Genomic DNA, 22,143 nt, shown 5'->3' with positions numbered 1-22,143 from the left:
TGAAGAGTCAAGAAAGACTAGAGCTTGATAGATCAAGTGGGTACATCGAGATCCCTCTCTAAATGTAATTTATTTATACTGCTGTTTTGGTAAAAAGGGAATCTTAAAATTATAAATATGTGATCGAGATCACAAATTAAATGCAAAAAGAAAGCTGCTTATTTTTGTGTATAAAATAAGCAGCTATTTTATTGGTTTTTATCGATTTAAATTCACCGCGCCTTCGTAACCAAGTTGTCGCCAAGCTTCATAAACTGCAACAGCTACCGAGTTAGATAAGTTCATACTGCGGCTATTTGCTGTCATTGGGATACGGATTTTTTGTTCCATTGGCATCTTATCCAAAATAGACATTGGAATACCACGGGTTTCTGGGCCAAACATTAAATAATCCCCTAATTCAAATTGCACTTCGCTATGCGCAGGGCCGCCTTTAGTGGTGAGTGCAAAAAGACGTTTCGGTTTTTCGCTTTCTAAAAAGGCTTCAAAGGTTTTATGTTTTTTGATTTCAGCAAATTCATGATAATCCAAGCCAGAACGACGTAATTTTTTATCATCCCAGGTAAAGCCAAGTGGCTCGATTAAATGAAGACGAAAGCCAGTGTTGGCACAAAGACGAATAATATTTCCCGTATTTTGTGGAATTTCAGGTTCGTATAACACAATGTCTAACATAATGATTTCCTAATCTTTTTGATACAGGCGGTAACTCACCATACCTGTGGTTTTTTCTTTTAGTAATTGCCAATTATCAGGCGCGCTAAGCGGTTTGTCTTTTTCTGTTTCCACATAAATCAATGCATGAGGTAAGAGCCAATTCTTTTCCTCTAATAGTGCAATTGCTTGTTCTGCTAAGCCAAAATGAAAAGGTGGATCCAAAAATACCACATCAAAGTGCGGTTGATTTTGCGCTTGTTTTAAAAATTCTAAGCTATTTTGATTGATTACTTGAGCTTGTTCAGTCGTCGTTTTTAGCGTTTGTAAATTTTTCTTTAATTGATTCGCTACGGTTTTATCCAACTCTAAAAACGTTACCTGTTTCGCTTGTCGAGAAAGAGCCTCAAAGCCAAGTGAGCCACTACCCGCAAAGCAATCAAGACAATGGCTATCCACAATATAAGGCATCAACCAGTTGAATAAGGTTTCTTTCACGCGATCACCTGTAGGGCGCAACCCTTCCGCATTTAAAACCGGTAATTTTCGCCCTCGCCAAAGACCTGCGATGATTCGAACTTCGCCTTTGGCATTTTGAACTTGCATTTTTTTCATAAAGAAACAGATTTTTAGTGAAAATTGTGCTTAGTTTAGACGATTTTTTGCTAGAATAGGCAGTATTTTTTACAGATTTGTGTTTAAGAGAAGAATTTATGTCAGAAGAAAAGAAAAAAGGTGGATTTTGGGCCTCCCTTTTTGGTCGCAATAAAAAGCAAGAAGAACAAAAAGTTGAGCCAATTATTGAAGAGCCATCTGTAGAACCTGCCGATGTTTCACCTGAGGAAGAAATTTGTCATGCTGAAGAGAACGTTCAATTAGAGCAAGTTGAACAGGAAGAATTACAGGAATTAGCTGAACAACTGCAAGAAGAGAAAGCAGAAGAGGTCGTTGTTGAGCATCTTGAACCTATCGTAGAACAAGTGATTTCACCTGAAAGTGCGGTCAATGTTGAACCTGTTTTAGATACACCGGTGATTGAAACAATTGATGAAGAAACGGTAAAAACAGAAGAAATTGCTACCGCACTTCCTACAGAAGAGCCAGCAGAAAGCATTATTGAACCAGATAATGTCGTTGAAGATCTTCCTGTGGTTGAAGCGGAGATTGAGCCTGAAATTGTTGAAGATGTTAAAGACGAATTACGTTCAGAGATCAATACCGAAACGCAAGAAAAACCAAGTGAAGGTGGCTTTTTCAGTCGTTTAGTCAAAGGCTTACTCAAAACCAAACAAAATATTGGTGCGGGTTTCCGCTCTTTCTTTTTAGGCAAAAAAATTGATGATGATTTGTTTGATGAGTTGGAAGAGCAGCTTTTGATTGCCGATATTGGCGTGCCAACAACGAATAAAATCATTAAGAATTTAACCGAGCACGCAAGTCGCAAACAATTACAAGATGCAGAATTGCTTTACCAACAACTTAAAGTTGAAATGGCGGAGATCTTAAAACCTGTCGCGCAGCCGCTAGTTATTGATACGACTAAAAAACCGTATGTTATTTTAATGGTTGGCGTGAATGGTGTAGGTAAAACAACCACAATTGGTAAGTTAGCTCGTAAATTCCAAAATGAAGGTAAATCAGTCATGTTAGCCGCAGGGGATACTTTCCGTGCCGCAGCAGTAGAACAACTTCAAGTATGGGGTGAGCGTAACAATATTCCAGTGGTGGCACAAAGTACGGGTTCAGATTCTGCGTCGGTGATTTTTGATGCGATGCAATCTGCCGCAGCACGTAACATTGATATTTTAATTGCGGATACGGCAGGACGTTTACAAAATAAAAATAATCTCATGGATGAATTGAAGAAAATTGTTCGCGTCATGAGAAAATATGATGAAACTGCACCGCACGAAATTATGCTTACCTTAGATGCGGGTACAGGACAAAATGCAATTAGCCAAGCCAAACTCTTTAATGAGGCGGTTGGGTTAACAGGTATTACATTAACCAAATTAGACGGAACAGCAAAAGGTGGGGTAATTTTCGCCATTGCAGATCAGTTTAATTTACCAATTCGTTATATTGGTGTGGGTGAAAAAATTGAAGATTTACGCGAATTTAATGCAGAAGAATTTATTGAAGCATTATTTGTTCACGAAAATGAAGAATAAAAAGGAATAATAAAGTGATTCGATTTTCAAATGTCTCTAAAGCTTATCACGGTGCGACTCAGCCGGCCTTGCAGGGTTTGAATTTTCATCTTCCTGTTGGAAGTATGACTTATCTTGTTGGGCATTCTGGCGCGGGTAAAAGTACCTTGCTTAAATTAATCATGGGAATGGAAAAGGCGAATGCCGGTAATATTTGGTTTAATGGTCATGATATTACGCGTTTGTCGAAATATGAAATCCCATTTTTACGTCGTCAAATCGGTATGGTTCACCAAGATTACCGTTTATTAACGGATCGTAGCGTGGCAGAAAATGTGGCGTTGCCATTGATTATTGCTGGCATGAACCCGAAAGAAGCACATACACGCGCATTGGTTGCATTAGATCGTGTGGGCTTACGTAGTAAAGCGAATTATATGCCACCACAAATTTCAGGTGGGGAGCAACAACGTGTCGATATCGCGCGTGCAATCGTACATAAACCGCAACTTTTATTAGCGGATGAGCCTACAGGTAACCTTGATGATGAACTTTCCTTAGGGATTTTCAATCTGTTTGAAGAGTTTAATCGTTTAGGCATGACGGTGTTAATTGCGACACACGATATCAATTTAATTCAACAAAAACCAAAACCATGTCTTGTGCTTGAACAAGGCTACTTACGCTATTAAGGATAAAAAATGACAAGACGTATTGATGCTTCTTTTGGCGTGCAAACTGCTTATACTTTGCGTTCTGTTTTGAACGATTTAGTAAAACGTAAATTTGGTACATTACTAACAATTCTTGTGATTGCCGTATCTCTCACGATTCCAACGGTGAGCTATTTGTTATGGAAAAATTTACACTTAGCGACAACTCAATTTTATCCGGAAAGCGAACTCACAATCTATTTACATAAAAATTTAAGTGAAGAAGATGCTAACTTAGTGGTAGAAAAAATCCGTCAGCAAGAAGGTGTTGAATCGTTAAATTATGTTTCTCGCCAAGACAGTTTGAAAGAATTTAAAAGTTGGTCTGGTTTTGGTGAAGAGTTAGAAATTTTAGATGACAACCCATTGCCGGCAGTGGTGATGGTGAAACCGTCTAAAGCGTTTAATGAATCAGAAAAACGAGCTGAGTTACGCGCAAATTTAAATAAAATTAAAGGCGTGCAAGAAGTTCGACTAGATAATGATTGGATGGAAAAATTGACCGCACTTTCGTGGCTTTTCGCACACGTGGCAATTTTCTGCACGGTGTTAATGACAATAGCGGTATTCCTTGTTATCGGAAATAGCATTCGTTCCGATGTTTATAGCAGTCGTGCAAGTATTGATGTGATGAAGCTATTAGGTGCAACGGATCAATTTATTCTTCGTCCTTATCTTTACACTGGTATGATTTATGCAGTGCTAGGTGGATTTGTCGCAGCTGTATTTAGTAGTCTTATTGTGGGTTACTTTACTTCTGCAGTGAAATATGTGACGGATATCTTTGCGGTCACCTTTGAGCTCAATGGGTTAGGCGTAGGCGAGCTGATCTTCTTATTAGTAAGCTGCTTGATTATGGGCTATGTTGGCGCTTGGATTGCCGCAACAAGACATATTGCAATGTTAGATAATAAGCTGTAGATTTCATTTTATAAAAGTGCGGTCATTTTTTCAGGTGAAAAATACTCGAGAAAATGACCGCACTTTTTTATTTGTGGAAATTAATTGAACAAAAAGCTTGCATAATTAGGTGTTTTTGTGTAATATCCACGGGCTTTCAGATATTGAAAGCCGTTTAATGTAATCATTTATTAAACGAGTATTACGATATGTAATACTAACAATGTTTCCGATTTGGAGACTATATAACAGGTAACTTACACCTCCTTTTCTATTTTGAAGTTAGAATTGTGATTGGTGTTAGTTTTTTATTAGCTAAATTTTATTGGAGCTCTGGTCTAATGCAGAACCAAAGAATCCGTATCCGCTTAAAAGCTTTCGATCACCGTTTGATCGATCAATCTACTGCGGAGATCGTAGAAACAGCTAAACGTACTGGTGCACAAGTTCGTGGTCCAATCCCTTTACCAACTCGTAAAGAGCGTTTCACCGTGTTGATTTCTCCACACGTGAACAAAGACGCGCGTGACCAATACGAAATTCGTACACACAAACGTTTAGTAGATATCGTAGAGCCAACAGAAAAAACTGTTGATGCATTAATGCGTTTAGATTTGGCTGCCGGCGTGGACGTGCAGATCAGCCTAGGTTAATTAAGAGGTTATTACAATGATTGGTTTAGTCGGTCGTAAAGTTGGTATGACCCGTATCTTCAATGAAGACGGTGTTTCTGTACCAGTTACCGTTATCGAAATCGAAGCCAACCGCGTAACTCAAGTTAAAACTCTTGAAAACGATGGCTATACTGCAGTTCAAGTTACTACTGGTTCTAAAAAAGCGAATCGTGTAACTAAACCTGAAGCAGGCCATTTCGTGAAAGCAGGTGTTGAAGCTGGTCGCGGTTTATGGGAATTTCGTACTGAAGGTGAAGAATTCACTTTAGGTCAAGAAATCAATGTTGACATCTTTGCAGATGTTAAAAAAGTAGATGTTACTGGTACTTCTAAAGGTAAAGGTTTCCAAGGTGGTGTTAAACGTTGGAACTTCCGTACTCAAGATGCTACACACGGTAACTCTTTATCACATCGTGTACTTGGTTCTATTGGTCAAAACCAAACTCCAGGTCGTGTGTTTAAAGGTAAAAAAATGGCAGGACATTTAGGTGCTGAGCGTGTAACCGTTCAATCACTTGAAGTTGTTCGTGTAGATGCTGAGCGTAAATTGCTATTAGTAAAAGGTTCTGTACCTGGTGCTATCAATGGCGATGTTATCGTTAAGCCGGCAGTTAAAGCATAAGTCTAGGAGATAGAGATGGAATTACAAGTTGTAGGTGCAAACGCACTAACTGTTTCTGAAACTACCTTCGGACGTGAGTTTAACGAAGCTTTGATTCACCAAGTTGTTGTTGCTTATGCAGCAGGTGCTCGTCAAGGTACTCGTGCGCAAAAAACTCGTGCTGAAGTGTCTGGTTCAGGTAAAAAACCTTGGCGTCAAAAAGGTACAGGTCGTGCTCGTTCTGGTGATATCAAATCACCAATCTGGCGTTCTGGTGGTACAACCTTCGCGGCAAAACCACAAGATCACAACCAAAAAGTGAACAAGAAAATGTACCGTGGTGCTATCAAAAGCATTCTTTCTGAATTAGTTCGTCAAGACCGTTTGGTTGTTGTTGAAAAATTCGAATTAGATGCACCAAAAACTAAAGTATTAGTACAAAAATTAAAAGATTTAGCAGTTGAAGATGCGTTAATTATCACAGCAAGTTTAGATGAAAATCTATTCTTAGCGGCACGTAACTTATATAAAGTTGATGTACGTGATGTTCAAGGTATCGATCCAGTTAGCTTAATCGCTTTCGATAAAGTGATTGTTACTGTTGATGCTGTGAAACAAATTGAGGAGATCCTAGCATGAGTCAAGAACGTTTGCTAAGCGTGCTACGTGCACCGCACATCTCTGAAAAAGCAACTAACAATGCTGAAAAATCTAACACTGTTGTACTTAAAGTTGCTTTAGATGCGAACAAAGCTGAAATTGCTGCTGCTGTTGCTCAATTATTTGAAGTAAAAGTTGACTCAGTTCGTACTGTGGTTGTTAAAGGTAAAACTAAACGCCGTGGTAACAAAATGGGTCGTCGCAGCGACTGGAAAAAAGCTTATGTAACTTTAGCCGAAGGCCAAAACTTGGACTTCGTGGACAGTGCAGAGTAATCGGAGGAAATTAGAGAATGGCTATCGTTAAATGTAAGCCGACCTCCGCTGGTCGTCGTCACGTTGTTAAAATCGTGAACCCTGAATTATACAAGGGTAAACCTTACGCGCCTCTTCTAGATACTAAATCTAAAACTGGTGGTCGTAACAATTATGGTCGTATTACCACTCGCCACATCGGTGGTGGTCATAAACAACATTACCGTTTAATCGATTTCAAACGTAACAAGTTAGATATCCCAGCGGTTGTTGAACGTTTAGAATATGATCCAAACCGTTCAGCTAACATTGCTTTAGTGCTTTATAAAGATGGTGAACGCCGTTATATCTTAGCACCTAAAGGTTTGTCAGTTGGCGATCAAATCCAATCTGGCGTTAACTCACCAATTAAAGTGGGTAACTCATTACCAATGCGTAATATCCCAGTTGGTTCAACAGTACATAACGTTGAATTAAAACCAGGTAAAGGCGGTCAAATCGCTCGTTCTGCTGGTGCTTATGTACAAATCATCGCTCGTGAAGGCAACTACGTAACTTTACGTTTACGTTCAGGCGAAATGCGTAAAGTATTAGCTGAATGTGTTGCTACAATCGGTGAAGTTGGTAACTCAGAACATATGCTTCGCGTATTGGGTAAAGCTGGTGCTAACCGCTGGAGAGGTATTCGCCCTACAGTTCGTGGTACTGCAATGAACCCAGTAGATCACCCACACGGTGGTGGTGAAGGTCGTAACTTTGGTAAACACCCAGTAACTCCTTGGGGCGTTCAAACTAAAGGTAAGAAAACTCGTCACAACAAACGTACTGATAAATATATCGTACGTCGTCGTGGCAAATAATTTAAATTAATAAGAGGATAAGCCATGCCACGTTCTCTCAAGAAAGGTCCTTTCCTTGACCTACACTTGTTGAAGAAGGTAGAGAAGGCGGTGGAAAGCGGGGATAAAAAACCAATCAAAACTTGGTCCCGTCGTTCAATGATCATTCCTTCAATGATCGGATTGACCATCGCAGTCCATAATGGTCGTCAGCACGTTCCTGTTTATGTATCTGATGAAATGATCGGCCATAAATTAGGTGAATTTGCACCGACTCGTACATACCGCGGTCACGCGGCAGATAAGAAAGCTAAGAAATAAGAGGTAAATAGATGGAAACTATCGCAAAACATCGTTACGCTCGCACTTCTGCCCAAAAAGCTCGCTTAGTTGCCGATTTAATTCGTGGTAAAAAAGTTGCGCAAGCATTAGAAATCTTAACTTTTACTAACAAAAAAGCTGCGGCTTTAGTTAAAAAAGTATTAGAGTCTGCTATTGCTAACGCAGAGCATAATGATGGTGCAGATATCGATGATCTTAAAGTTGCTAAAATCTTCGTTGACGAAGGTCCTAGCATGAAACGTGTTATGCCACGTGCTAAAGGTCGTGCAGATCGTATTTTAAAACGTACTAGCCACATCACTGTGGTTGTGTCAGATCGTTAATAAGTAGAGGAATAGCAATGGGTCAAAAAGTAAATCCAAATGGTATTCGCCTAGGTATTGTAAAACCTTGGAACTCTACTTGGTTCGCGAATACACAAGATTTCGCCGACAATCTTGACGGTGACTTCAAAGTACGCAAATTCTTAACTAAAGAATTAGCAAACGCTTCGGTTTCACGTATTACTATTGAGCGTCCAGCGAAAAGTATTCGTGTAACAATTCACACAGCTCGCCCTGGTATCGTTATCGGTAAAAAAGGTGAAGATGTTGAAAAATTACGTAACGCAGTATCTCAAATCGCTGGCGTTCCGGCTCAAATCAACATTGCTGAAGTGAAAAAACCGGAATTAGATGCAAAATTAGTTGCAGATAGCATCGCTTCTCAATTAGAACGTCGTGTAATGTTCCGTCGTGCTATGAAACGTGCGGTACAAAGCGCAATGCGTTTAGGTGCTAAAGGTATCAAAGTTGAAGTTAGCGGTCGTTTAGGTGGTGCAGAAATCGCACGTTCTGAATGGTATCGTGAAGGTCGTGTACCTCTACATACTCTTCGTGCGGACATCGATTATAACACTGCAGAAGCTCATACTACATACGGCGTAATCGGCGTTAAAGTATGGATCTTCAAAGGTGAAATTTTGGGTGGAATGGCTGCAGTTGCGCAATCAGAACAACAACCTGCCGACAAGCCTAAAAAGGCTCCGCGTGGCAAAGGTCGTAAGTAAGGAGAAACGCTAAATGTTGCAACCAAAACGTACAAAATTCCGTAAAGTTCACAAAGGCCGTAACCGTGGTATCGCGGGTGGTACTGAAGTTAGTTTCGGTACATTCGGGTTAAAAGCAGTTGGTCGTGGTCGTTTAACCGCTCGTCAAATTGAAGCGGCTCGTCGTGCAATGACACGTGCAGTTAAACGTCAAGGTAAAATCTGGATCCGTGTTTTCCCAGATAAACCAATTACTGAAAAACCATTAGAAGTCCGTATGGGTAAAGGTAAAGGTAACGTTGAGTACTGGGTAGCCTTAATCCAACCGGGTAAAGTACTTTATGAAATGGATGGTGTGTCAGAAGAGATTGCAAGACAAGCATTTGCATTAGCAGCTGCTAAATTGCCAATCAAGACTACCTTCGTAACTAAGACGGTGATGTAATGAAAGCTCAAGATTTACGTACAAAAAGTGTTGAAGAGCTGAATAATGAGTTAGTGAACCTTTTAGGTGAACAATTCAAATTGCGTATGCAAACAGCCACCGGTCAGCTTCAACAAACCCATCAGGCTAAACAAGTGCGTCGTGATATCGCACGTGTTAAAACCATTTTAACTGAGAAGGCGGGTGAGTAATGACTGATAAAATTCGTAGCGTACAAGGTAAAGTTGTTAGCGACAAAATGGAAAAATCTTTCGTTGTTGCTATTGAACGTAAGGTAAAACACCCGTTATACGGTAAATTTATCCGTCGTACAACTAAATTACACGTACACGATGAGAACAACGAAGCCAAATTAGGTGATGTAGTAGAGATTCGCGAATGTCGTCCTCTCTCTAAAACCAAATCTTGGACTTTAGTTCGTGTTGTTGAGAAAGCAGTTATTGCTTAATTAACAAGTTAAAAAATAAAAGCCAATGGTTTATACCGTTGGCTTTTTTCTTTCCACGGCTTGCTAAAAGTCATGAAAATTTGACCGCACTTTAAATGAGCTAATTTAAGCGTAAAATTTTGATTGCGTTTCTAGCTTGATTTTGGTAAACTCCGCCACCTATCCGCCATATATCTTTATAAGGCATGGATAGGTTCGTCCCGCAAGGGTGTATTATTAACTTAACGGAGCATAAAATATGATCCAAGAACAGACTATGCTGGATGTTGCCGATAACTCTGGTGCTCGCAGCGTAATGTGTATCAAGGTTCTAGGTGGATCGCACCGTCGTTATGCTGCTATTGGTGATATCATCAAAGTTACTGTGAAAGAAGCAATTCCACGCGGTAAAGTTAAAAAAGGTGATGTATTAAAAGCAGTTGTTGTGCGCACCAAGAAGGGTGTTCGTCGCCCAGACGGATCAGTCATTCGCTTCGATGGTAACGCTTGTGTAATTTTAAACAATAACACAGAGCAACCAATCGGTACTCGTATTTTTGGACCGGTGACTCGTGAACTTCGTTCTGAGAAATTCATGAAGATCATTTCTTTGGCACCAGAAGTACTGTAAGGAGAAGTGAGAAATGGCTGCAAAAATTCGTCAAAACGATGAAGTAATCGTACTTGCCGGTAAAGACAAAGGCAAGCGTGGCAAGGTAACTAAAGTGTTACCAAACGGTAAAGTGTTTGTTGAAGGTATCAACATCATCACTAAACATGAAAAACCAGTTCCTGCTTTAGGACAAGCTGGTGGTTTAGTGAAAAAAGAAGCAGCTATTGATGCTTCTAATGTTGCGATTTTCAATCCAAAAACAAACAAAGCTGACCGTGTAGGTTTTAGATTCGAAGACGGCAAAAAAGTACGTTTCTTCAAATCTAACAATGAAATTATCTAACAAACTGGAGTAATGCGATGGCGAAACTGCATGATTACTACAGAGATCAAGTAGTAAACGAGTTAAAAAATAAATTCGGCTACAAATCTGTCATGCAAGTCCCACGAATCGAAAAGATTACCCTGAATATGGGTGTGGGTGAAGCATTGACCGATAAGAAATTGCTAGACAACGCAGTAGCGGACTTAGCAGCAATTAGCGGTCAAAAACCTTTAGTAACTAAAGCTCGTAAATCTGTTGCTGGCTTTAAAATCCGTCAGGGATATCCAATCGGTTGTAAAGTAACACTACGCGGTGAGCGTATGTGGGAGTTCTTTGAACGTTTAATTACAATTGCTGTTCCACGTATTCGCGACTTCCGCGGTTTAAGCGCGAAATCATTTGATGGTCGTGGTAACTACAGCATGGGTGTGCGTGAACAAATCATCTTCCCTGAAATCGATTACGATAAAGTAGATCGTGTACGTGGTTTAGATATCACTATCACAACTACTGCTAAGAATGATGAAGAAGGTCAAGCACTACTTGCTGCCTTTAATTTCCCATTCCGTAAATAAGGCAGGTTATAATGGCAAAACAATCAATGAAAGCACGCGATGTAAAACGCGTTAAATTGGCTGAAAAATTCTTCGCTAAACGTGCAGAATTAAAGAAAATCATTTCTGATGTCAATGCCTCTGACGAAGATCGTTGGAATGCAGTGTTAAAATTACAAACTTTACCACGTGATTCTAGCCCTAGTCGTCAACGTAACCGTTGCCGCCAAACTGGACGTCCTCACGGCGTTTTACGTAAGTTTGGTTTAAGCCGTATTAAGGTTCGTGAAGCTGCTATGCGCGGCGAGATCCCTGGCCTTAGAAAAGCGAGCTGGTAATATACCACTTTATTTTGGAATCGGAGAAAAAGTACAATGAGTATGCAAGATCCAATCGCAGATATGCTGACCCGTATTCGTAACGGTCAAGCTGCGAACAAAGTTGCAATCAATATGCCTTCTTCCAAGCTAAAAGTGGCAATTGCCAACGTATTAGCTGCTGAAGGTTATATCGAAAGCGTTAAAGTTTTAGAAGGTGCAAAACCTGAATTGGAAATTACTTTAAAATATTTCCAAGGCAAACCGGTTGTAGAAAGCATCCAACGTGTAAGCCGTCCAGGCCTTCGTATTTACAAACGTAAAGACGAATTACCAAAAGTTATGGGTGGTTTAGGTGTTGCTGTAATTTCTACATCTAAAGGTGTTATGACTGACCGTGCAGCTCGTCAAGCGGGCTTAGGCGGTGAGATCATCTGTTACGTAGCTTAATAGAGGGGTAGGAAAATGTCTCGTGTTGCAAAGGCACCTGTTAATATTCCTGCCGGCGTTGAAGTTAAACTCGACGGTCAGCTATTAACAGTAAAAGGAAAAAATGGCGAGTTATCTCGCACAATTCATCACTCAGTTGAAGTTAAACAAGATAATGGTCAATTTACTTTCACTCCACGTGAAGGTTTTGTTGAAGCGAATGCTCAATCGGGTACAGCTCGAGCATTAGTTAATGCAATGGTTATCGGTGTTACTGAAGGCTTCACTAAGAAATTACAATTAGTGGGTGTTGGTTACAGAGCTCAAGTTAAAGGCAACGTAGTTGCATTAAGCTTAGGTTTCTCTCACCCTGTGGAGCACACTTTACCAGCAGGTATTACTGCTGAATGCCCTTCACAAACGGAAATCGTTTTAAAAGGTGCTGACAAGCAGTTAATTGGTCAAGTTGCAGCAGATATTCGCGCTTATCGCCGTCCTGAACCTTATAAAGGTAAAGGTGTACGTTACTCTGATGAAGTAGTACGTATGAAAGAGGCTAAGAAGAAATAATTAAGGTAACACTATGGATAAGAAATCAGCTCGTATCCGTCGTGCAGCTCGTGCACGTCATATGATGAGAGAGCAAGGTGTAACTCGTCTAGTTATTCACCGTACTCCGCGTCATATCTATGCACAAGTTATTGCACCAAACGGTTCAGAAGTGCTTGCCGCTGCTTCAACTGTTGAAAAAGCAATTCGTGAGCAAGTTAAATATACCGGTAATAAAGATGCCGCAGCAGTAGTAGGTAAACTTGTTGCTGAGCGCGCATTAGCAAAAGGCGTTAAAGACGTTGCTTTTGACCGTTCCGGTTTTAAATATCATGGTCGTGTCCAAACTTTAGCGGACGCTGCACGTGAAGCTGGTCTACAGTTCTAATGAGGTAAATTGAGATGTCAAACATCGAAAAACAAGCTGGTGAACTGCAAGAGAAGCTAATCGCAGTAAACCGTGTATCAAAAACTGTAAAAGGTGGTCGTATTATGAGCTTTACTGCTTTAACAGTAGTAGGCGATGGTAACGGTCGCGTAGGTTTTGGTTATGGTAAAGCTCGCGAAGTTCCGGCAGCGATCCAAAAAGCGATGGAAAAAGCACGTCGCAATATGATTAATGTCGCTTTAAACGAAGGTACATTACAACACCCAGTTAAAGGTGTTCACACTGGTTCTCGCGTATTTATGCAACCAGCTAGCGAAGGTACAGGTATCATCGCTGGTGGTGCAATGCGTTCAGTGTTAGAAGTTGCTGGTGTACGTAACGTTCTTTCTAAAGCGTATGGTTCAACCAACCCAATCAACGTTGTTCGTGCAACTATTGATGCATTAGCAAATATGAAATCACCAGAAATGGTTGCTGCTAAACGTGGCAAAACCGTTGATGAAATTTTGGGGTAATTGATAATGGCTAAAACTATTAAAGTAACTCAAGTTCGTAGCTCAATTGCTCGTTTACCGAAGCACAAAGCTACCTTGCGTGGTCTTGGTCTTCGCCATATGCACCATACTGTTGAGTTAATCGATACTCCGGCAGTACGTGGTATGATTAACCAAGTTTCATACATGGTTAAAGTGGAGGAGTAAGAGAATGCGTTTAAATACTCTATCTCCGGCTGAAGGTGCTAAGCACAGCGCAAAACGCCTTGGTCGTGGTATTGGTTCAGGTTTAGGAAAAACTGGTGGTCGTGGTCATAAAGGTCAAAAATCTCGTACTGGCGGCGGTGTTCGTCGTGGTTTCGAGGGTGGTCAAATGCCATTATACCGTCGTTTACCAAAATTTGGTTTCACTTCAATGAAATCAGCTGTAACTGCTGAAGTTCGTTTAAACGAATTAACAAAAGTTGAAGGAAATGTTGTCACTTTAGAAGCATTAAAAGCTGCAAACATTTTAACTAAAGATATTCAATTCGCTAAAGTTATCTTAGCTGGTGAAGTGAAATCTGCAGTTACTGTACGTGGTTTACGTGTAACTAAAGGTGCAAAAGCAGCAATCGAAGCTGCTGGCGGTTCAGTTGAGGAATAATTAGCAAATGGCTAAACAACCAGGTTATCAAAGCAGAAGTACTAATAGTGGTACTGGTGAACTAAAAAGCAGATTGCTTTTTGTATTAGGTGCACTTATCGTTTATCGTATTGGTTCTTTTATTCCGCTTCCTGGTATTGATGCCGCCGTGCTAGCTCAATTAGTTGAACAACAAAAAGGCACCATCATTGATATGTTAAACATGTTCTCTGGTGGTGCATTGAGCCGAGCATCAATTTTAGCATTAGGTATTATGCCGTATATCTCGGCATCTATCGTGATGCAATTGCTTGCGACGGTTTCCCCTGCCTTAGCAGAATTGAAAAAAGAAGGCGCAGCAGGACAAAGAAAAATCACCAAGTATACTCGTTATGCAACGGTGGTTTTTGCTACTATCCAAGCTATCGCAATTTCTACCGGTTTACCGAATATGTTGCCACAGTTAGTGCCAAATATCGGTTTTACTTTTTACTTCACTGCAGTAGTGAGTCTTGTAACCGGAACCATGTTCTTAATGTGGTTAGGTGAGCAAATTACTGAAAGAGGTATTGGTAACGGTATCTCAATTCTTGTTTTTGGTGGTATTGTTGCAGGATTGCCGCATGCAATCATCGAAACAGTTGAGCAAGCTCGTCAAGGACAAATGCATCCTTTAGTTCTTCTACTAATCGCTGCTATTGTTTTTGCAGTAACTTATTTTGTTGTCTTCGTAGAACGTGGACAACGTAGAATTCGTGTTGAATATGCTAAGCGTCAACAAGGACGTCAAATTTTAGGTGGTCATTCAACTCACTTACCATTAAAAGTTAATATGGCAAACGTAATGCCAGCAATTTTTGCTTCAAGCATTATTTTATTCCCAGCTACATTGACACAATGGTTTGGTCAGAATGATAAGTTTGAGTGGTTAAATGACTTATCAATGTTGTTGAATCCTGGACAACCTTTATATCTTCTTGTTTATGCGGTAGCGATTATTTTCTTCAGTTTCTTCTATACTGCAATGCAATATAATCCACGTGATACAGCAGATAATCTAAAAAAATCTGGTGCATTTATCCCAGGAATTAGACCAGGTGAACAAACATCACGTTACATTGATAAAGTGATGACTCGCTTAACATTAATTGGCGGTCTTTATGTAACGTTCGTATGTTTAGTCCCTTATATTATGACATCAGCATGGGATGTTAAATTCTACTTCGGTGGTACTTCCTTATTAATCGTTGTTGTTGTAATTATGGATTTTATCGTGCAAGTTCAGAGTCACTTAATGTCGTCTCAATATGAATCTGCGTTAAAAAAAGCAAACCTTAAAGGTTTTGGACAGTAATTGTTCATTTAAGTAAAAAGGATAAGCAATGAAAGTTCGTGCTTCCGTTAAGAAGATGTGTCGTAACTGTAAAATTGTTAAACGTGAAGGTGTTGTTCGCGTATTATGCAGCGACCCTAAACATAAACAACGTCAAGGTTAATTAACATTTCTTCTTGCAAAGAACCGGTTGAGTAGTTATACTACTCAACTCATTTATGTCCTTGGTATTCTGTTTGAGTATCCTGAAAACGGGCTTTTCAAGATCAGAATACCAAATTAGTTAAAATAATAGGAGTGCATAGTGGCCCGTATTGCAGGCATTAACATTCCTGATCACAAACACGCTGTAATCGCTTTAACTGCAATTTACGGTATCGGTAAAACTCGTTCTAAAAGCATTTGTGCTGCGGCGGGTATTGCTGAAGATGTTAAGATCAGCGAATTGTCTGAAGAGCAGATTGACAAACTGCGTGACGAAGTTGGTAAATTTACCGTTGAAGGTGACTTACGTCGTGAAGTAACACTAAACATCAAACGTCTTTTAGACTTAGGTTGTTACCGTGGTTTACGTCATCGTCGTAGTTTACCGGTACGTGGTCAACGTACTAAAACTAATGCGCGTACCCGTAAGGGTCCACGTAAGCCGATCAAAAAATAGTCGGGGTAAATAAAGAATGGCTAAAACACCAGTTCGTGCACGTAAACGTGTAAAAAAACAAGTTGTAGATGGCGTAGCACACATTCACGCATCTTTCAATAATACAATCGTTACCATTACTGACCGTCAAGGTAATGCTTTAGCTTGGGCTACAGCAGGTGGTTCAGGTTTCCGTGGTTCTCGTAAATCTACCCCGTTCGCTGCACAAGTTGCTGCAGAACGTTGTGCTGAAATCGTTAAAGAATTCGGCTTAAAGAACTTGGAAGTTATGGTTAAAGGTCCGGGTCCGGGTCGTGAATCAACAATCCGTGCATTAAATGCAGCGGGTTTCCGTATCACGAACATCACTGATGTGACTCCGATTCCTCATAACGGTTGTCGTCCACCGAAAAAACGTCGTGTTTAATGGCGTAATAGGATAGTTGGAGAAAGAAAATGGCAAGATATTTGGGCCCTAAACTCAAGCTCAGCCGTCGTGAAGGCACTGATTTATTCCTTAAATCAGGTGTGCGTGCGATTGATTCAAAATGTAAAATTGATACAGCACCAGGTCAACACGGTGCTCGTAAACCGCGTTTGTCTGACTATGGTAGTCAATTACGTGAAAAACAAAAAGTTCGTCGTATCTATGGTATTTTAGAGCGTCAATTCCGTAACTACTATAAAGAAGCAAACCGTTTAAAAGGTAATACTGGTGAAAACTTACTAGTATTATTAGAAGGTAGATTGGATAACGTTGTTTATCGCATGGGATTTGCTGCAACTCGCGCAGAAGCTCGTCAATTAGTGAGCCACAAAGCGATTGTCGTAAATGGTCGTGTTGTAAATATCCCATCTTTCCAAGTTTCTGTAAATGATGTCGTTGCTGTTCGTGAGAAATCTAAAAAACAAGCACGTATTAAAGCATCATTAGAATTAGCAGAACAAAGAGAAAAACCAACTTGGTTAGAAGTTGATTCTGCGAAAATGGAAGGTGTGTTCAAACGTGTTCCTGAACGTTCTGATTTATCAGCAGACATTAACGAACATCTGATCGTTGAGCTTTACTCTAAATAATAGTTAAGCTTAAAAGCAAAGAGAGGATAAAATGCAGGGTTCTGTTACAGAATTTTTAAAACCACGCTTAGTAGATATCGAGCAAATTAGCTCTACTCATGCTAAGGTGATCTTAGAACCGTTAGAGCGTGGCTTTGGTCATACTCTAGGGAATGCATTACGTCGTATCCTTCTGTCTTCAATGCCAGGTTGTGCTGTAACTGAAGTAGAAATTGATGGCGTATTGCATGAATATAGTAGTAAAGAAGGTGTTCAGGAAGATATTCTTGAAGTTCTTTTAAACCTTAAAGGTCTAGCGGTTAAAGTACAGAATAAAGATGATGTTATTCTGACATTAAATAAATCTGGAATTGGCCCTGTTGTTGCAGCAGATATCACCCACGATGGTGATGTTGAGATTGTTAATCCATCACATGTAATCTGTCACTTAACAGACGAAAACGCATCTATTAATATGCGTATTCGTGTTCAACGTGGTAGAGGTTATGTACCTGCATCTGCTCGTACTCATTCACAAAATGAAGATCGTCCAATCGGTCGTTTATTAGTAGACGCTTGTTATAGCCCGGTTGACCGTATTGCTTACAATGTTGAAGCAGCACGTGTTGAACAACGTACTGACTTAGATAAACTAGTTATCGAGTTAGAAACTAACGGGACTATTGATCCGGAAGAAGCAATTCGTCGTGCAGCAACAATTTTAGCAGAGCAACTCGATGCATTCGTTGATTTGCGTGATGTTCGTCAACCTGAAGTCAAGGAAGAAAAACCGGAATTTGATCCGATTTTATTACGTCCTGTTGATGACTTAGAGTTGACAGTTCGTTCTGCTAACTGTTTGAAAGCAGAAACAATTCACTATATCGGTGACTTAGTACAACGTACAGAAGTTGAGTTATTAAAAACGCCTAATCTTGGTAAGAAATCTCTTACTGAAATTAAAGACGTTCTCGCTTCACGTGGCTTGTCACTTGGTATGCGCCTTGAGAATTGGCCACCAGCAAGTATTGCTGAAGACTAGTTTGGTCATAGGTTAAGATTTTTCTGAGAAGGATAAGATCATGCGCCATCGTAAGAGTGGTCGTCAACTAAACCGTAATAGCAGCCATCGCCAAGCGATGTTCCGTAACTTAGCAAGTGCTTTAGTTAGTCATGAAATCATCAAGACTACTTTACCAAAAGCTAAAGAATTACGTCGTGTAGTTGAACCGTTAATTACATTAGCAAAAGAAGATAGCGTTGCAAACCGTCGTTTAGCATTCGCTCGTACTCGTAACATCGAAACTGTTGCGAAATTATTCAATGAATTAGGTCCACGTTTTGCTCAACGTGCAGGTGGTTACACCCGTATCTTAAAATGTGGTTTCCGTGCAGGTGACAACGCTCCAATGGCATACATTGAGTTAGTTGATCGTCCAGAAGTTGCAGAAGCAGCAGCGGAATAATAATTTGTTATAAAATGAAAAGGCTCACTAATGTGAGCCTTTTTTATATTTCTTTTTCTAGAATTCAGCTTCAGCTCTGAATGTCATTTTCTCACCTGTAATAGGATGAGTAATCGTAAGTTCTTCTGCATGTAAGCATAGGCGAGGTGACATCGCTTTAGATTGTGGGTGAGAATAAAATTTGTCACCTAAAATAGGATGTCCTAGTGCGAGTGTATGTAAACGTAGTTGATGTGAACGTCCTGTGATTGGTGTCAGTTTTACTCGAGTGCAGTTAGTAGGTAATCTTTCTAGAACTTCATAAAACGTGACCGCTCTTTTACCAAATACAAAATCAATGCGTTGACGCGGGCGATTTTCCCAATCACAAATCATGGGAAGATTAATTTCCCCACTATCTTGTTCTAAGTGTCCCCATACTAAAGCTTGATAATATTTCTTTGGCTCACGTTCACGAAATTGACGTTTCAACTCTTTATCTGCCGCTTTACTTAATGCAAATAGAATAATCCCACTTGTGGCCATATCTAAACGATGTGCAGGTTCACAAAATCCAAATTTCTCTTTTACCCGACTCATTGCACTGTCATAGTATTCTGGCTGATTGCCAGGGACTGAAAGTAAACCGCTTGGTTTGTTTACTACGCAGATATGATTATCTTGGTAGATAATATCTAAATACGGTTCTAAAGGGGGGTGGTATTCAATAAGTGCCATATTATTCCTTGTTTGTCACTATTACCCGAAGGCTATCTAGTCGCCAGCTTGCTTTACTTAATTCTTCTAGAGAAACTAAACGTTGTTTTTCTAATACATCAATTTCCACCTGGCGAATATTTTTATTTACTGCTTTCAAGGCTATAAGTCTATTGAGCTCAGTGCTCAATGTTTGATCGGCTAATCTACTGGCTTCTCGAATTTGAGCTTGTGCAATTTCAGTTATTTTGTGCTCGCCTAGTTTAATTAATTGCTCAATATTTGGACGAGCCATTTTGACCATTTTATTTGCAATGTCTTTGCTTAGTAGCTTAAGTTTATTTTGCAATGTATCAAAATTAACTTGTCCGGCGAGATCATTTCCTTTGCTATCCAGCAATAATCGAACTGGTGTAGGTGGAAGAAAACGATTCAGTTGCAAGCCTTTTGGTGATTGGCTTTCAATCATATAAATCAATTCAACCAGTAGCGTGCCAGCAGGCAGTTGTTTATTGACTAATAATGCCATTGCTGCTTTGCCAATGTCGCCAGAAGCGATTAAATCAATGCCTTGACGAATCATTGGGTGATCCCAGGTAAGAAATTCTAATTCCTCACGCGCAAGGGCTAGTTGTCGGTCAAAAGTTACTGTGACACCTTCTTCTTTTAGTCCTGGAAAATCAGGAACAAGCATGGTGCCTGTTGGCGTGATGACAATGCTGTTTTCACCTAAATCATCTTGTTCTACACCAATAATATCAAATAAATTCAGTGCAAAATTGACTAATTGTGGCGAATTATCTGTTTGAGCAATTTCTCCCGCAAGTCGTTGTGCCTTTTCACCACCATTAGAATTTAATTCTAACAAACGATCACGACCTTTTTCCAAGGCTAAACGCAATGCTTTTGCTTGTTTTTGCGTTTGGAGAATGAGTTGCTCAAAATCTGCTTTATTTTCTGACCGCACTTTTAATAAAGTTTCATATTGTTCAAACAATGCCATACCAATAGGGCAAGTTTGTTCAAAAGCATTTAATCCTTCATGATACCAACGTGCTAAATCTTGCTGTGCAGAACCTGATAGGCAGGGTACATAAATTTGTACATCTCGCGTTTGCCCGATGCGATCTAAACGGCCAATACATTGCTCAAGTAAGTCAGGATTTTCTGGTAAATCGAAGAGTACGAGATGGCAAGCAAATTGGAAGTTTCTCCCTTCAGAACCAATGCTTGAACTCAGTAAAACTTGTGCGCCATTATCAGTATCTGCAAAATAAGCCGCTGCACGATCTCGTTCAATAATCGACATTCTTTCATGGAAAACAGCAATGCGAATGGCTTCTTTTTCTCGTAAAATTTGCTCAAGTTGAATTGCCGTTTGTGCTGTTTTACAAATGACTAAGATTTTTTCATTTCGGTGTGATTTTAAGAAATCAATTAACCAATGAATTTTTTCATCACCCTCAGTCGCATCAATCGTTACTTGGTGATAAACCCGATGCGGGAAACCTTTTACACCTTGGCGTGTATTGCGAAATAAAATACGGCTTGTGCCATGTCTGTCGATGAGATTTTGAATGAGTTCTTGTCGCGCAGCTTGTTTCTCCTCATCATTATGACAGGCTAAAGCTTTGAATAATGATTCGACATCCTGCTCATTGAGTAAATCAGAAATATGATTTTTTTCGACCGCACTTAGCGGCTTCTCTGAGAGTAAAGATTGCACAGCATCCGCAACAGGCTGATAGTTTTCTTGCTCCTTCAAGAATGCTTGATAATCGTAAAAACGCTCATGATCAAGCAAGCGTAAACGTGCAAAATGGCTTTCCAAACCCAGTTGTTCAGGCGTTGCGGTGAGTAATAAAACAGATGGAATAGCATTCGCTAATTGTTCTACTAATAAATAAGCGGCACTTGGCGCATTTTCAGACCAAGCTAAATGATGCGCTTCATCGACAATTAAACAGTCAAATTCAGCTTCAATAGCTTGTTGTACACGATTGGGATGGGCTTTCAACCAGTCTAATGCACAGATAATTAAGCTTTCTGTACTAAATGGGTTGATAGCTTGTTCGGCAAAATCTTCACAACGTTCTTCATCAAATAATGAAAAATGTAAATTAAAACGACGAAGCATTTCAACAAGCCATTGATGTTGCAAGGTTTCAGGTACAATAATTAATACACGTTGTACTTTTTCAGTAAAAAGCTGGTTTTGCAAAATCATCCCTGCTTCAATGGTTTTACCTAACCCCACTTCATCCGCTAAGAGTACACGAGGATTGACACGATTTCCTACCTCTTGCGCGATATGAAGTTGATGAGGAATTAAACCCGCACGATTGCCTCGTAATCCACGCAAAGGCGATTGGAATTGAGCTTGTTGATGTAGAAGAGTTTGATAACGCAACGCAAAATGTTCACTGCGGTCAATTTGCGATGAAAAGAGGCGATCTTTCGCTTGGCTAAAAGAAATTATCGGAGAAAGTTCTTTTTCATTGACGATAACGTCTTCGCCTTGCGCATTTTTGACTAAATAAAATAAGAGACCATTCATTTCTTGAACATCAAGAACTTCACCTTGCCAACCTGCCTGGTGATGAAGTTGTTCCCCTTTATTCAATACAATTCGGGTTAAGGGAGCTTGTGCCACCGCATAAATTCGGGTTTCATCTGTGGCGGGAAAGTGAAGGGTAACTGAACGGAAATCTAAGTCTGTAATCATGCCTAATCCGAGGCTATTTTCTGTTTCGCTAATCCAACGTTGACCGATTGCAAATGACATCATCTTCCTCTTAATGAATCTCTTAAAATGGGGCGATATTGTAGTCTGATTATAAGGGAAAGCAAGGCATGGCCATCTAAAAGTATGAAAAATAAAGTGTGATTTATCTCACAATAATCAAATTAAATACTCGCTATGCTTTACTTTAAAAAAGTGCGGTGTAAAAATGGCGTACTTTTTATAAAAC

The 22,143-nt window shown here is 39.9% G+C and carries 35 protein-coding genes; 31 read left to right on the top strand and 4 right to left on the bottom strand.

Annotation, left to right across the window (positions count from 1 at the left end):
• Window positions 1-198: 198 nt before the first annotated feature.
• Both trmL and rsmD read right to left on the bottom strand, forming a co-directional pair.
• Window positions 199-675 (bottom strand): tRNA (uridine(34)/cytosine(34)/5-carboxymethylaminomethyluridine(34)-2'-O)-methyltransferase TrmL, encoded by a 477-nt coding sequence (gene trmL / locus DPV95_RS05830; protein ID WP_005695079.1) that lies wholly within the window; start codon window positions 673-675, stop codon window positions 199-201.
• A 9-nt stretch (window positions 676-684) separates the two neighbouring features.
• Entirely contained in the window at window positions 685-1,269 is a 585-nt protein-coding gene (gene rsmD, locus DPV95_RS05825) for a 16S rRNA (guanine(966)-N(2))-methyltransferase RsmD (protein WP_065243426.1), read from the bottom strand.
• Window positions 1,270-1,367: 98 nt separating this feature from the next.
• On the opposite strand from rsmD, the gene ftsY reads away from it, so the two are divergent.
• From ftsY to rplQ, 31 genes are all read left to right on the top strand, one after another.
• Window positions 1,368-2,825 carry a signal recognition particle-docking protein FtsY gene (gene ftsY, locus DPV95_RS05820; RefSeq protein ID WP_111406794.1) on the top strand — a complete coding sequence of 486 codons (1,458 nt, stop codon included), beginning with the start codon at window positions 1,368-1,370 and terminating at the stop codon, window positions 2,823-2,825.
• 14 nt (window positions 2,826-2,839) lie between these two features.
• Complete coding sequence (gene ftsE / locus DPV95_RS05815) at window positions 2,840-3,496, top strand: cell division ATP-binding protein FtsE (protein WP_049364690.1); 657 nt, start codon at window positions 2,840-2,842, stop codon at window positions 3,494-3,496.
• Window positions 3,497-3,505: 9 nt separating this feature from the next.
• On the top strand, window positions 3,506-4,438 hold the full coding sequence (gene ftsX / locus DPV95_RS05810) for a permease-like cell division protein FtsX (protein ID WP_005698904.1): 933 nt from the start codon (window positions 3,506-3,508) through the stop codon (window positions 4,436-4,438).
• 320 nt (window positions 4,439-4,758) lie between these two features.
• On the top strand, window positions 4,759-5,070 hold the full coding sequence (rpsJ, locus tag DPV95_RS05805; protein ID WP_001181005.1) for a 30S ribosomal protein S10: 312 nt from the start codon (window positions 4,759-4,761) through the stop codon (window positions 5,068-5,070).
• Window positions 5,071-5,086: 16 nt separating this feature from the next.
• Window positions 5,087-5,713: a 50S ribosomal protein L3 gene (gene rplC / locus DPV95_RS05800; protein ID WP_005632753.1), complete on the top strand. Its 627-nt coding sequence runs from the start codon at window positions 5,087-5,089 to the stop codon at window positions 5,711-5,713.
• 15 nt (window positions 5,714-5,728) lie between these two features.
• Window positions 5,729-6,331, top strand: coding sequence for a 50S ribosomal protein L4 (gene rplD / locus DPV95_RS05795; RefSeq protein WP_049368069.1), 603 nt, complete (start codon window positions 5,729-5,731; stop codon window positions 6,329-6,331).
• Entirely contained in the window at window positions 6,328-6,627 is a 300-nt protein-coding gene (gene rplW, locus DPV95_RS05790; protein WP_005632756.1) for a 50S ribosomal protein L23, read from the top strand. Before rplD ends, rplW begins: the two co-directional genes overlap by 4 nt.
• Before the next feature lie 17 nt (window positions 6,628-6,644).
• Window positions 6,645-7,466: a 50S ribosomal protein L2 gene (gene rplB, locus DPV95_RS05785; protein ID WP_005640979.1), complete on the top strand. Its 822-nt coding sequence runs from the start codon at window positions 6,645-6,647 to the stop codon at window positions 7,464-7,466.
• 24 nt (window positions 7,467-7,490) lie between these two features.
• Window positions 7,491-7,766: a 30S ribosomal protein S19 gene (gene rpsS, locus DPV95_RS05780; protein ID WP_005539416.1), complete on the top strand. Its 276-nt coding sequence runs from the start codon at window positions 7,491-7,493 to the stop codon at window positions 7,764-7,766.
• 11 nt (window positions 7,767-7,777) lie between these two features.
• Window positions 7,778-8,110, top strand: a complete 333-nt coding sequence (rplV, locus tag DPV95_RS05775) for a 50S ribosomal protein L22 (protein WP_005625897.1) — start codon at window positions 7,778-7,780, stop codon at window positions 8,108-8,110.
• A gap of 17 nt (window positions 8,111-8,127) precedes the next feature.
• The gene (gene rpsC, locus DPV95_RS05770) at window positions 8,128-8,835 is read left to right on the top strand and encodes a 30S ribosomal protein S3 (protein ID WP_005640982.1); all 708 of its coding nucleotides are present in this window, start codon (window positions 8,128-8,130) and stop codon (window positions 8,833-8,835) included.
• Between the two features lie 13 nt (window positions 8,836-8,848).
• A complete protein-coding gene (gene rplP, locus DPV95_RS05765) occupies window positions 8,849-9,259 on the top strand; it encodes a 50S ribosomal protein L16 (RefSeq protein ID WP_005695088.1) in 411 nt (136 codons plus the stop codon).
• On the top strand, window positions 9,259-9,450 hold the full coding sequence (rpmC, locus tag DPV95_RS05760; protein ID WP_005695090.1) for a 50S ribosomal protein L29: 192 nt from the start codon (window positions 9,259-9,261) through the stop codon (window positions 9,448-9,450). The genes rplP and rpmC overlap by 1 nt, the downstream gene beginning before the upstream one ends.
• A complete protein-coding gene (gene rpsQ / locus DPV95_RS05755; RefSeq protein WP_005695091.1) occupies window positions 9,450-9,707 on the top strand; it encodes a 30S ribosomal protein S17 in 258 nt (85 codons plus the stop codon). The genes rpmC and rpsQ overlap by 1 nt, the downstream gene beginning before the upstream one ends.
• 238 nt (window positions 9,708-9,945) lie before the next feature.
• Window positions 9,946-10,317: a 50S ribosomal protein L14 gene (rplN, locus tag DPV95_RS05750; protein WP_005619403.1), complete on the top strand. Its 372-nt coding sequence runs from the start codon at window positions 9,946-9,948 to the stop codon at window positions 10,315-10,317.
• A 13-nt stretch (window positions 10,318-10,330) separates the two neighbouring features.
• Window positions 10,331-10,642: a 50S ribosomal protein L24 gene (gene rplX, locus DPV95_RS05745; RefSeq protein ID WP_005695092.1), complete on the top strand. Its 312-nt coding sequence runs from the start codon at window positions 10,331-10,333 to the stop codon at window positions 10,640-10,642.
• Between the two features lie 17 nt (window positions 10,643-10,659).
• Complete coding sequence (gene rplE / locus DPV95_RS05740; protein ID WP_005695093.1) at window positions 10,660-11,199, top strand: 50S ribosomal protein L5; 540 nt, start codon at window positions 10,660-10,662, stop codon at window positions 11,197-11,199.
• A gap of 11 nt (window positions 11,200-11,210) precedes the next feature.
• Complete coding sequence (gene rpsN / locus DPV95_RS05735; protein WP_005695094.1) at window positions 11,211-11,516, top strand: 30S ribosomal protein S14; 306 nt, start codon at window positions 11,211-11,213, stop codon at window positions 11,514-11,516.
• Between the two features lie 36 nt (window positions 11,517-11,552).
• A complete protein-coding gene (gene rpsH, locus DPV95_RS05730; RefSeq protein WP_005625877.1) occupies window positions 11,553-11,945 on the top strand; it encodes a 30S ribosomal protein S8 in 393 nt (130 codons plus the stop codon).
• A 15-nt stretch (window positions 11,946-11,960) separates the two neighbouring features.
• Window positions 11,961-12,494 (top strand): 50S ribosomal protein L6, encoded by a 534-nt coding sequence (gene rplF / locus DPV95_RS05725; protein ID WP_005698881.1) that lies wholly within the window; start codon window positions 11,961-11,963, stop codon window positions 12,492-12,494.
• Between the two features lie 13 nt (window positions 12,495-12,507).
• Window positions 12,508-12,861 (top strand): 50S ribosomal protein L18, encoded by a 354-nt coding sequence (rplR, locus tag DPV95_RS05720; protein WP_005695097.1) that lies wholly within the window; start codon window positions 12,508-12,510, stop codon window positions 12,859-12,861.
• Window positions 12,862-12,875: 14 nt separating this feature from the next.
• A complete protein-coding gene (gene rpsE, locus DPV95_RS05715; RefSeq protein WP_005695098.1) occupies window positions 12,876-13,376 on the top strand; it encodes a 30S ribosomal protein S5 in 501 nt (166 codons plus the stop codon).
• Between the two features lie 6 nt (window positions 13,377-13,382).
• Window positions 13,383-13,562, top strand: a complete 180-nt coding sequence (gene rpmD / locus DPV95_RS05710; protein WP_005543631.1) for a 50S ribosomal protein L30 — start codon at window positions 13,383-13,385, stop codon at window positions 13,560-13,562.
• 4 nt (window positions 13,563-13,566) lie between these two features.
• Complete coding sequence (gene rplO / locus DPV95_RS05705) at window positions 13,567-14,001, top strand: 50S ribosomal protein L15 (protein ID WP_005695100.1); 435 nt, start codon at window positions 13,567-13,569, stop codon at window positions 13,999-14,001.
• Window positions 14,002-14,008: 7 nt separating this feature from the next.
• A complete protein-coding gene (secY, locus tag DPV95_RS05700; protein ID WP_005695101.1) occupies window positions 14,009-15,334 on the top strand; it encodes a preprotein translocase subunit SecY in 1,326 nt (441 codons plus the stop codon).
• 28 nt (window positions 15,335-15,362) lie between these two features.
• Window positions 15,363-15,476, top strand: coding sequence for a 50S ribosomal protein L36 (gene rpmJ / locus DPV95_RS05695; protein ID WP_005625868.1), 114 nt, complete (start codon window positions 15,363-15,365; stop codon window positions 15,474-15,476).
• Window positions 15,477-15,617: 141 nt separating this feature from the next.
• Window positions 15,618-15,974, top strand: coding sequence for a 30S ribosomal protein S13 (gene rpsM, locus DPV95_RS05690; RefSeq protein ID WP_005548758.1), 357 nt, complete (start codon window positions 15,618-15,620; stop codon window positions 15,972-15,974).
• 16 nt (window positions 15,975-15,990) lie between these two features.
• The gene (gene rpsK, locus DPV95_RS05685; protein WP_005543603.1) at window positions 15,991-16,380 is read left to right on the top strand and encodes a 30S ribosomal protein S11; all 390 of its coding nucleotides are present in this window, start codon (window positions 15,991-15,993) and stop codon (window positions 16,378-16,380) included.
• Between the two features lie 29 nt (window positions 16,381-16,409).
• Window positions 16,410-17,030 carry a 30S ribosomal protein S4 gene (gene rpsD / locus DPV95_RS05680; protein WP_005625866.1) on the top strand — a complete coding sequence of 207 codons (621 nt, stop codon included), beginning with the start codon at window positions 16,410-16,412 and terminating at the stop codon, window positions 17,028-17,030.
• Window positions 17,031-17,061: 31 nt separating this feature from the next.
• A complete protein-coding gene (locus tag DPV95_RS05675; RefSeq protein WP_005695102.1) occupies window positions 17,062-18,051 on the top strand; it encodes a DNA-directed RNA polymerase subunit alpha in 990 nt (329 codons plus the stop codon).
• A gap of 40 nt (window positions 18,052-18,091) precedes the next feature.
• The gene (rplQ, locus tag DPV95_RS05670) at window positions 18,092-18,475 is read left to right on the top strand and encodes a 50S ribosomal protein L17 (protein ID WP_005695104.1); all 384 of its coding nucleotides are present in this window, start codon (window positions 18,092-18,094) and stop codon (window positions 18,473-18,475) included.
• Between the two features lie 57 nt (window positions 18,476-18,532).
• Here the strand turns inward: rplQ and rluA are convergent, their stop codons facing one another.
• Both rluA and rapA read right to left on the bottom strand, forming a co-directional pair.
• Entirely contained in the window at window positions 18,533-19,192 is a 660-nt protein-coding gene (gene rluA, locus DPV95_RS05665; RefSeq protein ID WP_049368070.1) for a bifunctional tRNA pseudouridine(32) synthase/23S rRNA pseudouridine(746) synthase RluA, read from the bottom strand.
• 1 nt (window position 19,193) lies between these two features.
• Window positions 19,194-21,956, bottom strand: a complete 2,763-nt coding sequence (rapA, locus tag DPV95_RS05660) for an RNA polymerase-associated protein RapA (protein ID WP_049368071.1) — start codon at window positions 21,954-21,956, stop codon at window positions 19,194-19,196.
• Window positions 21,957-22,143 lie beyond the last annotated feature (187 nt).

Source organism: Haemophilus parainfluenzae, assembly GCF_003252755.1.
Taxonomy (GTDB): domain Bacteria; phylum Pseudomonadota; class Gammaproteobacteria; order Enterobacterales; family Pasteurellaceae; genus Haemophilus_D; species Haemophilus_D parainfluenzae_N.
Note: the sequence above shows the minus strand (reverse complement) of the source record. Positions and strands in the feature narration are given on the sequence as shown.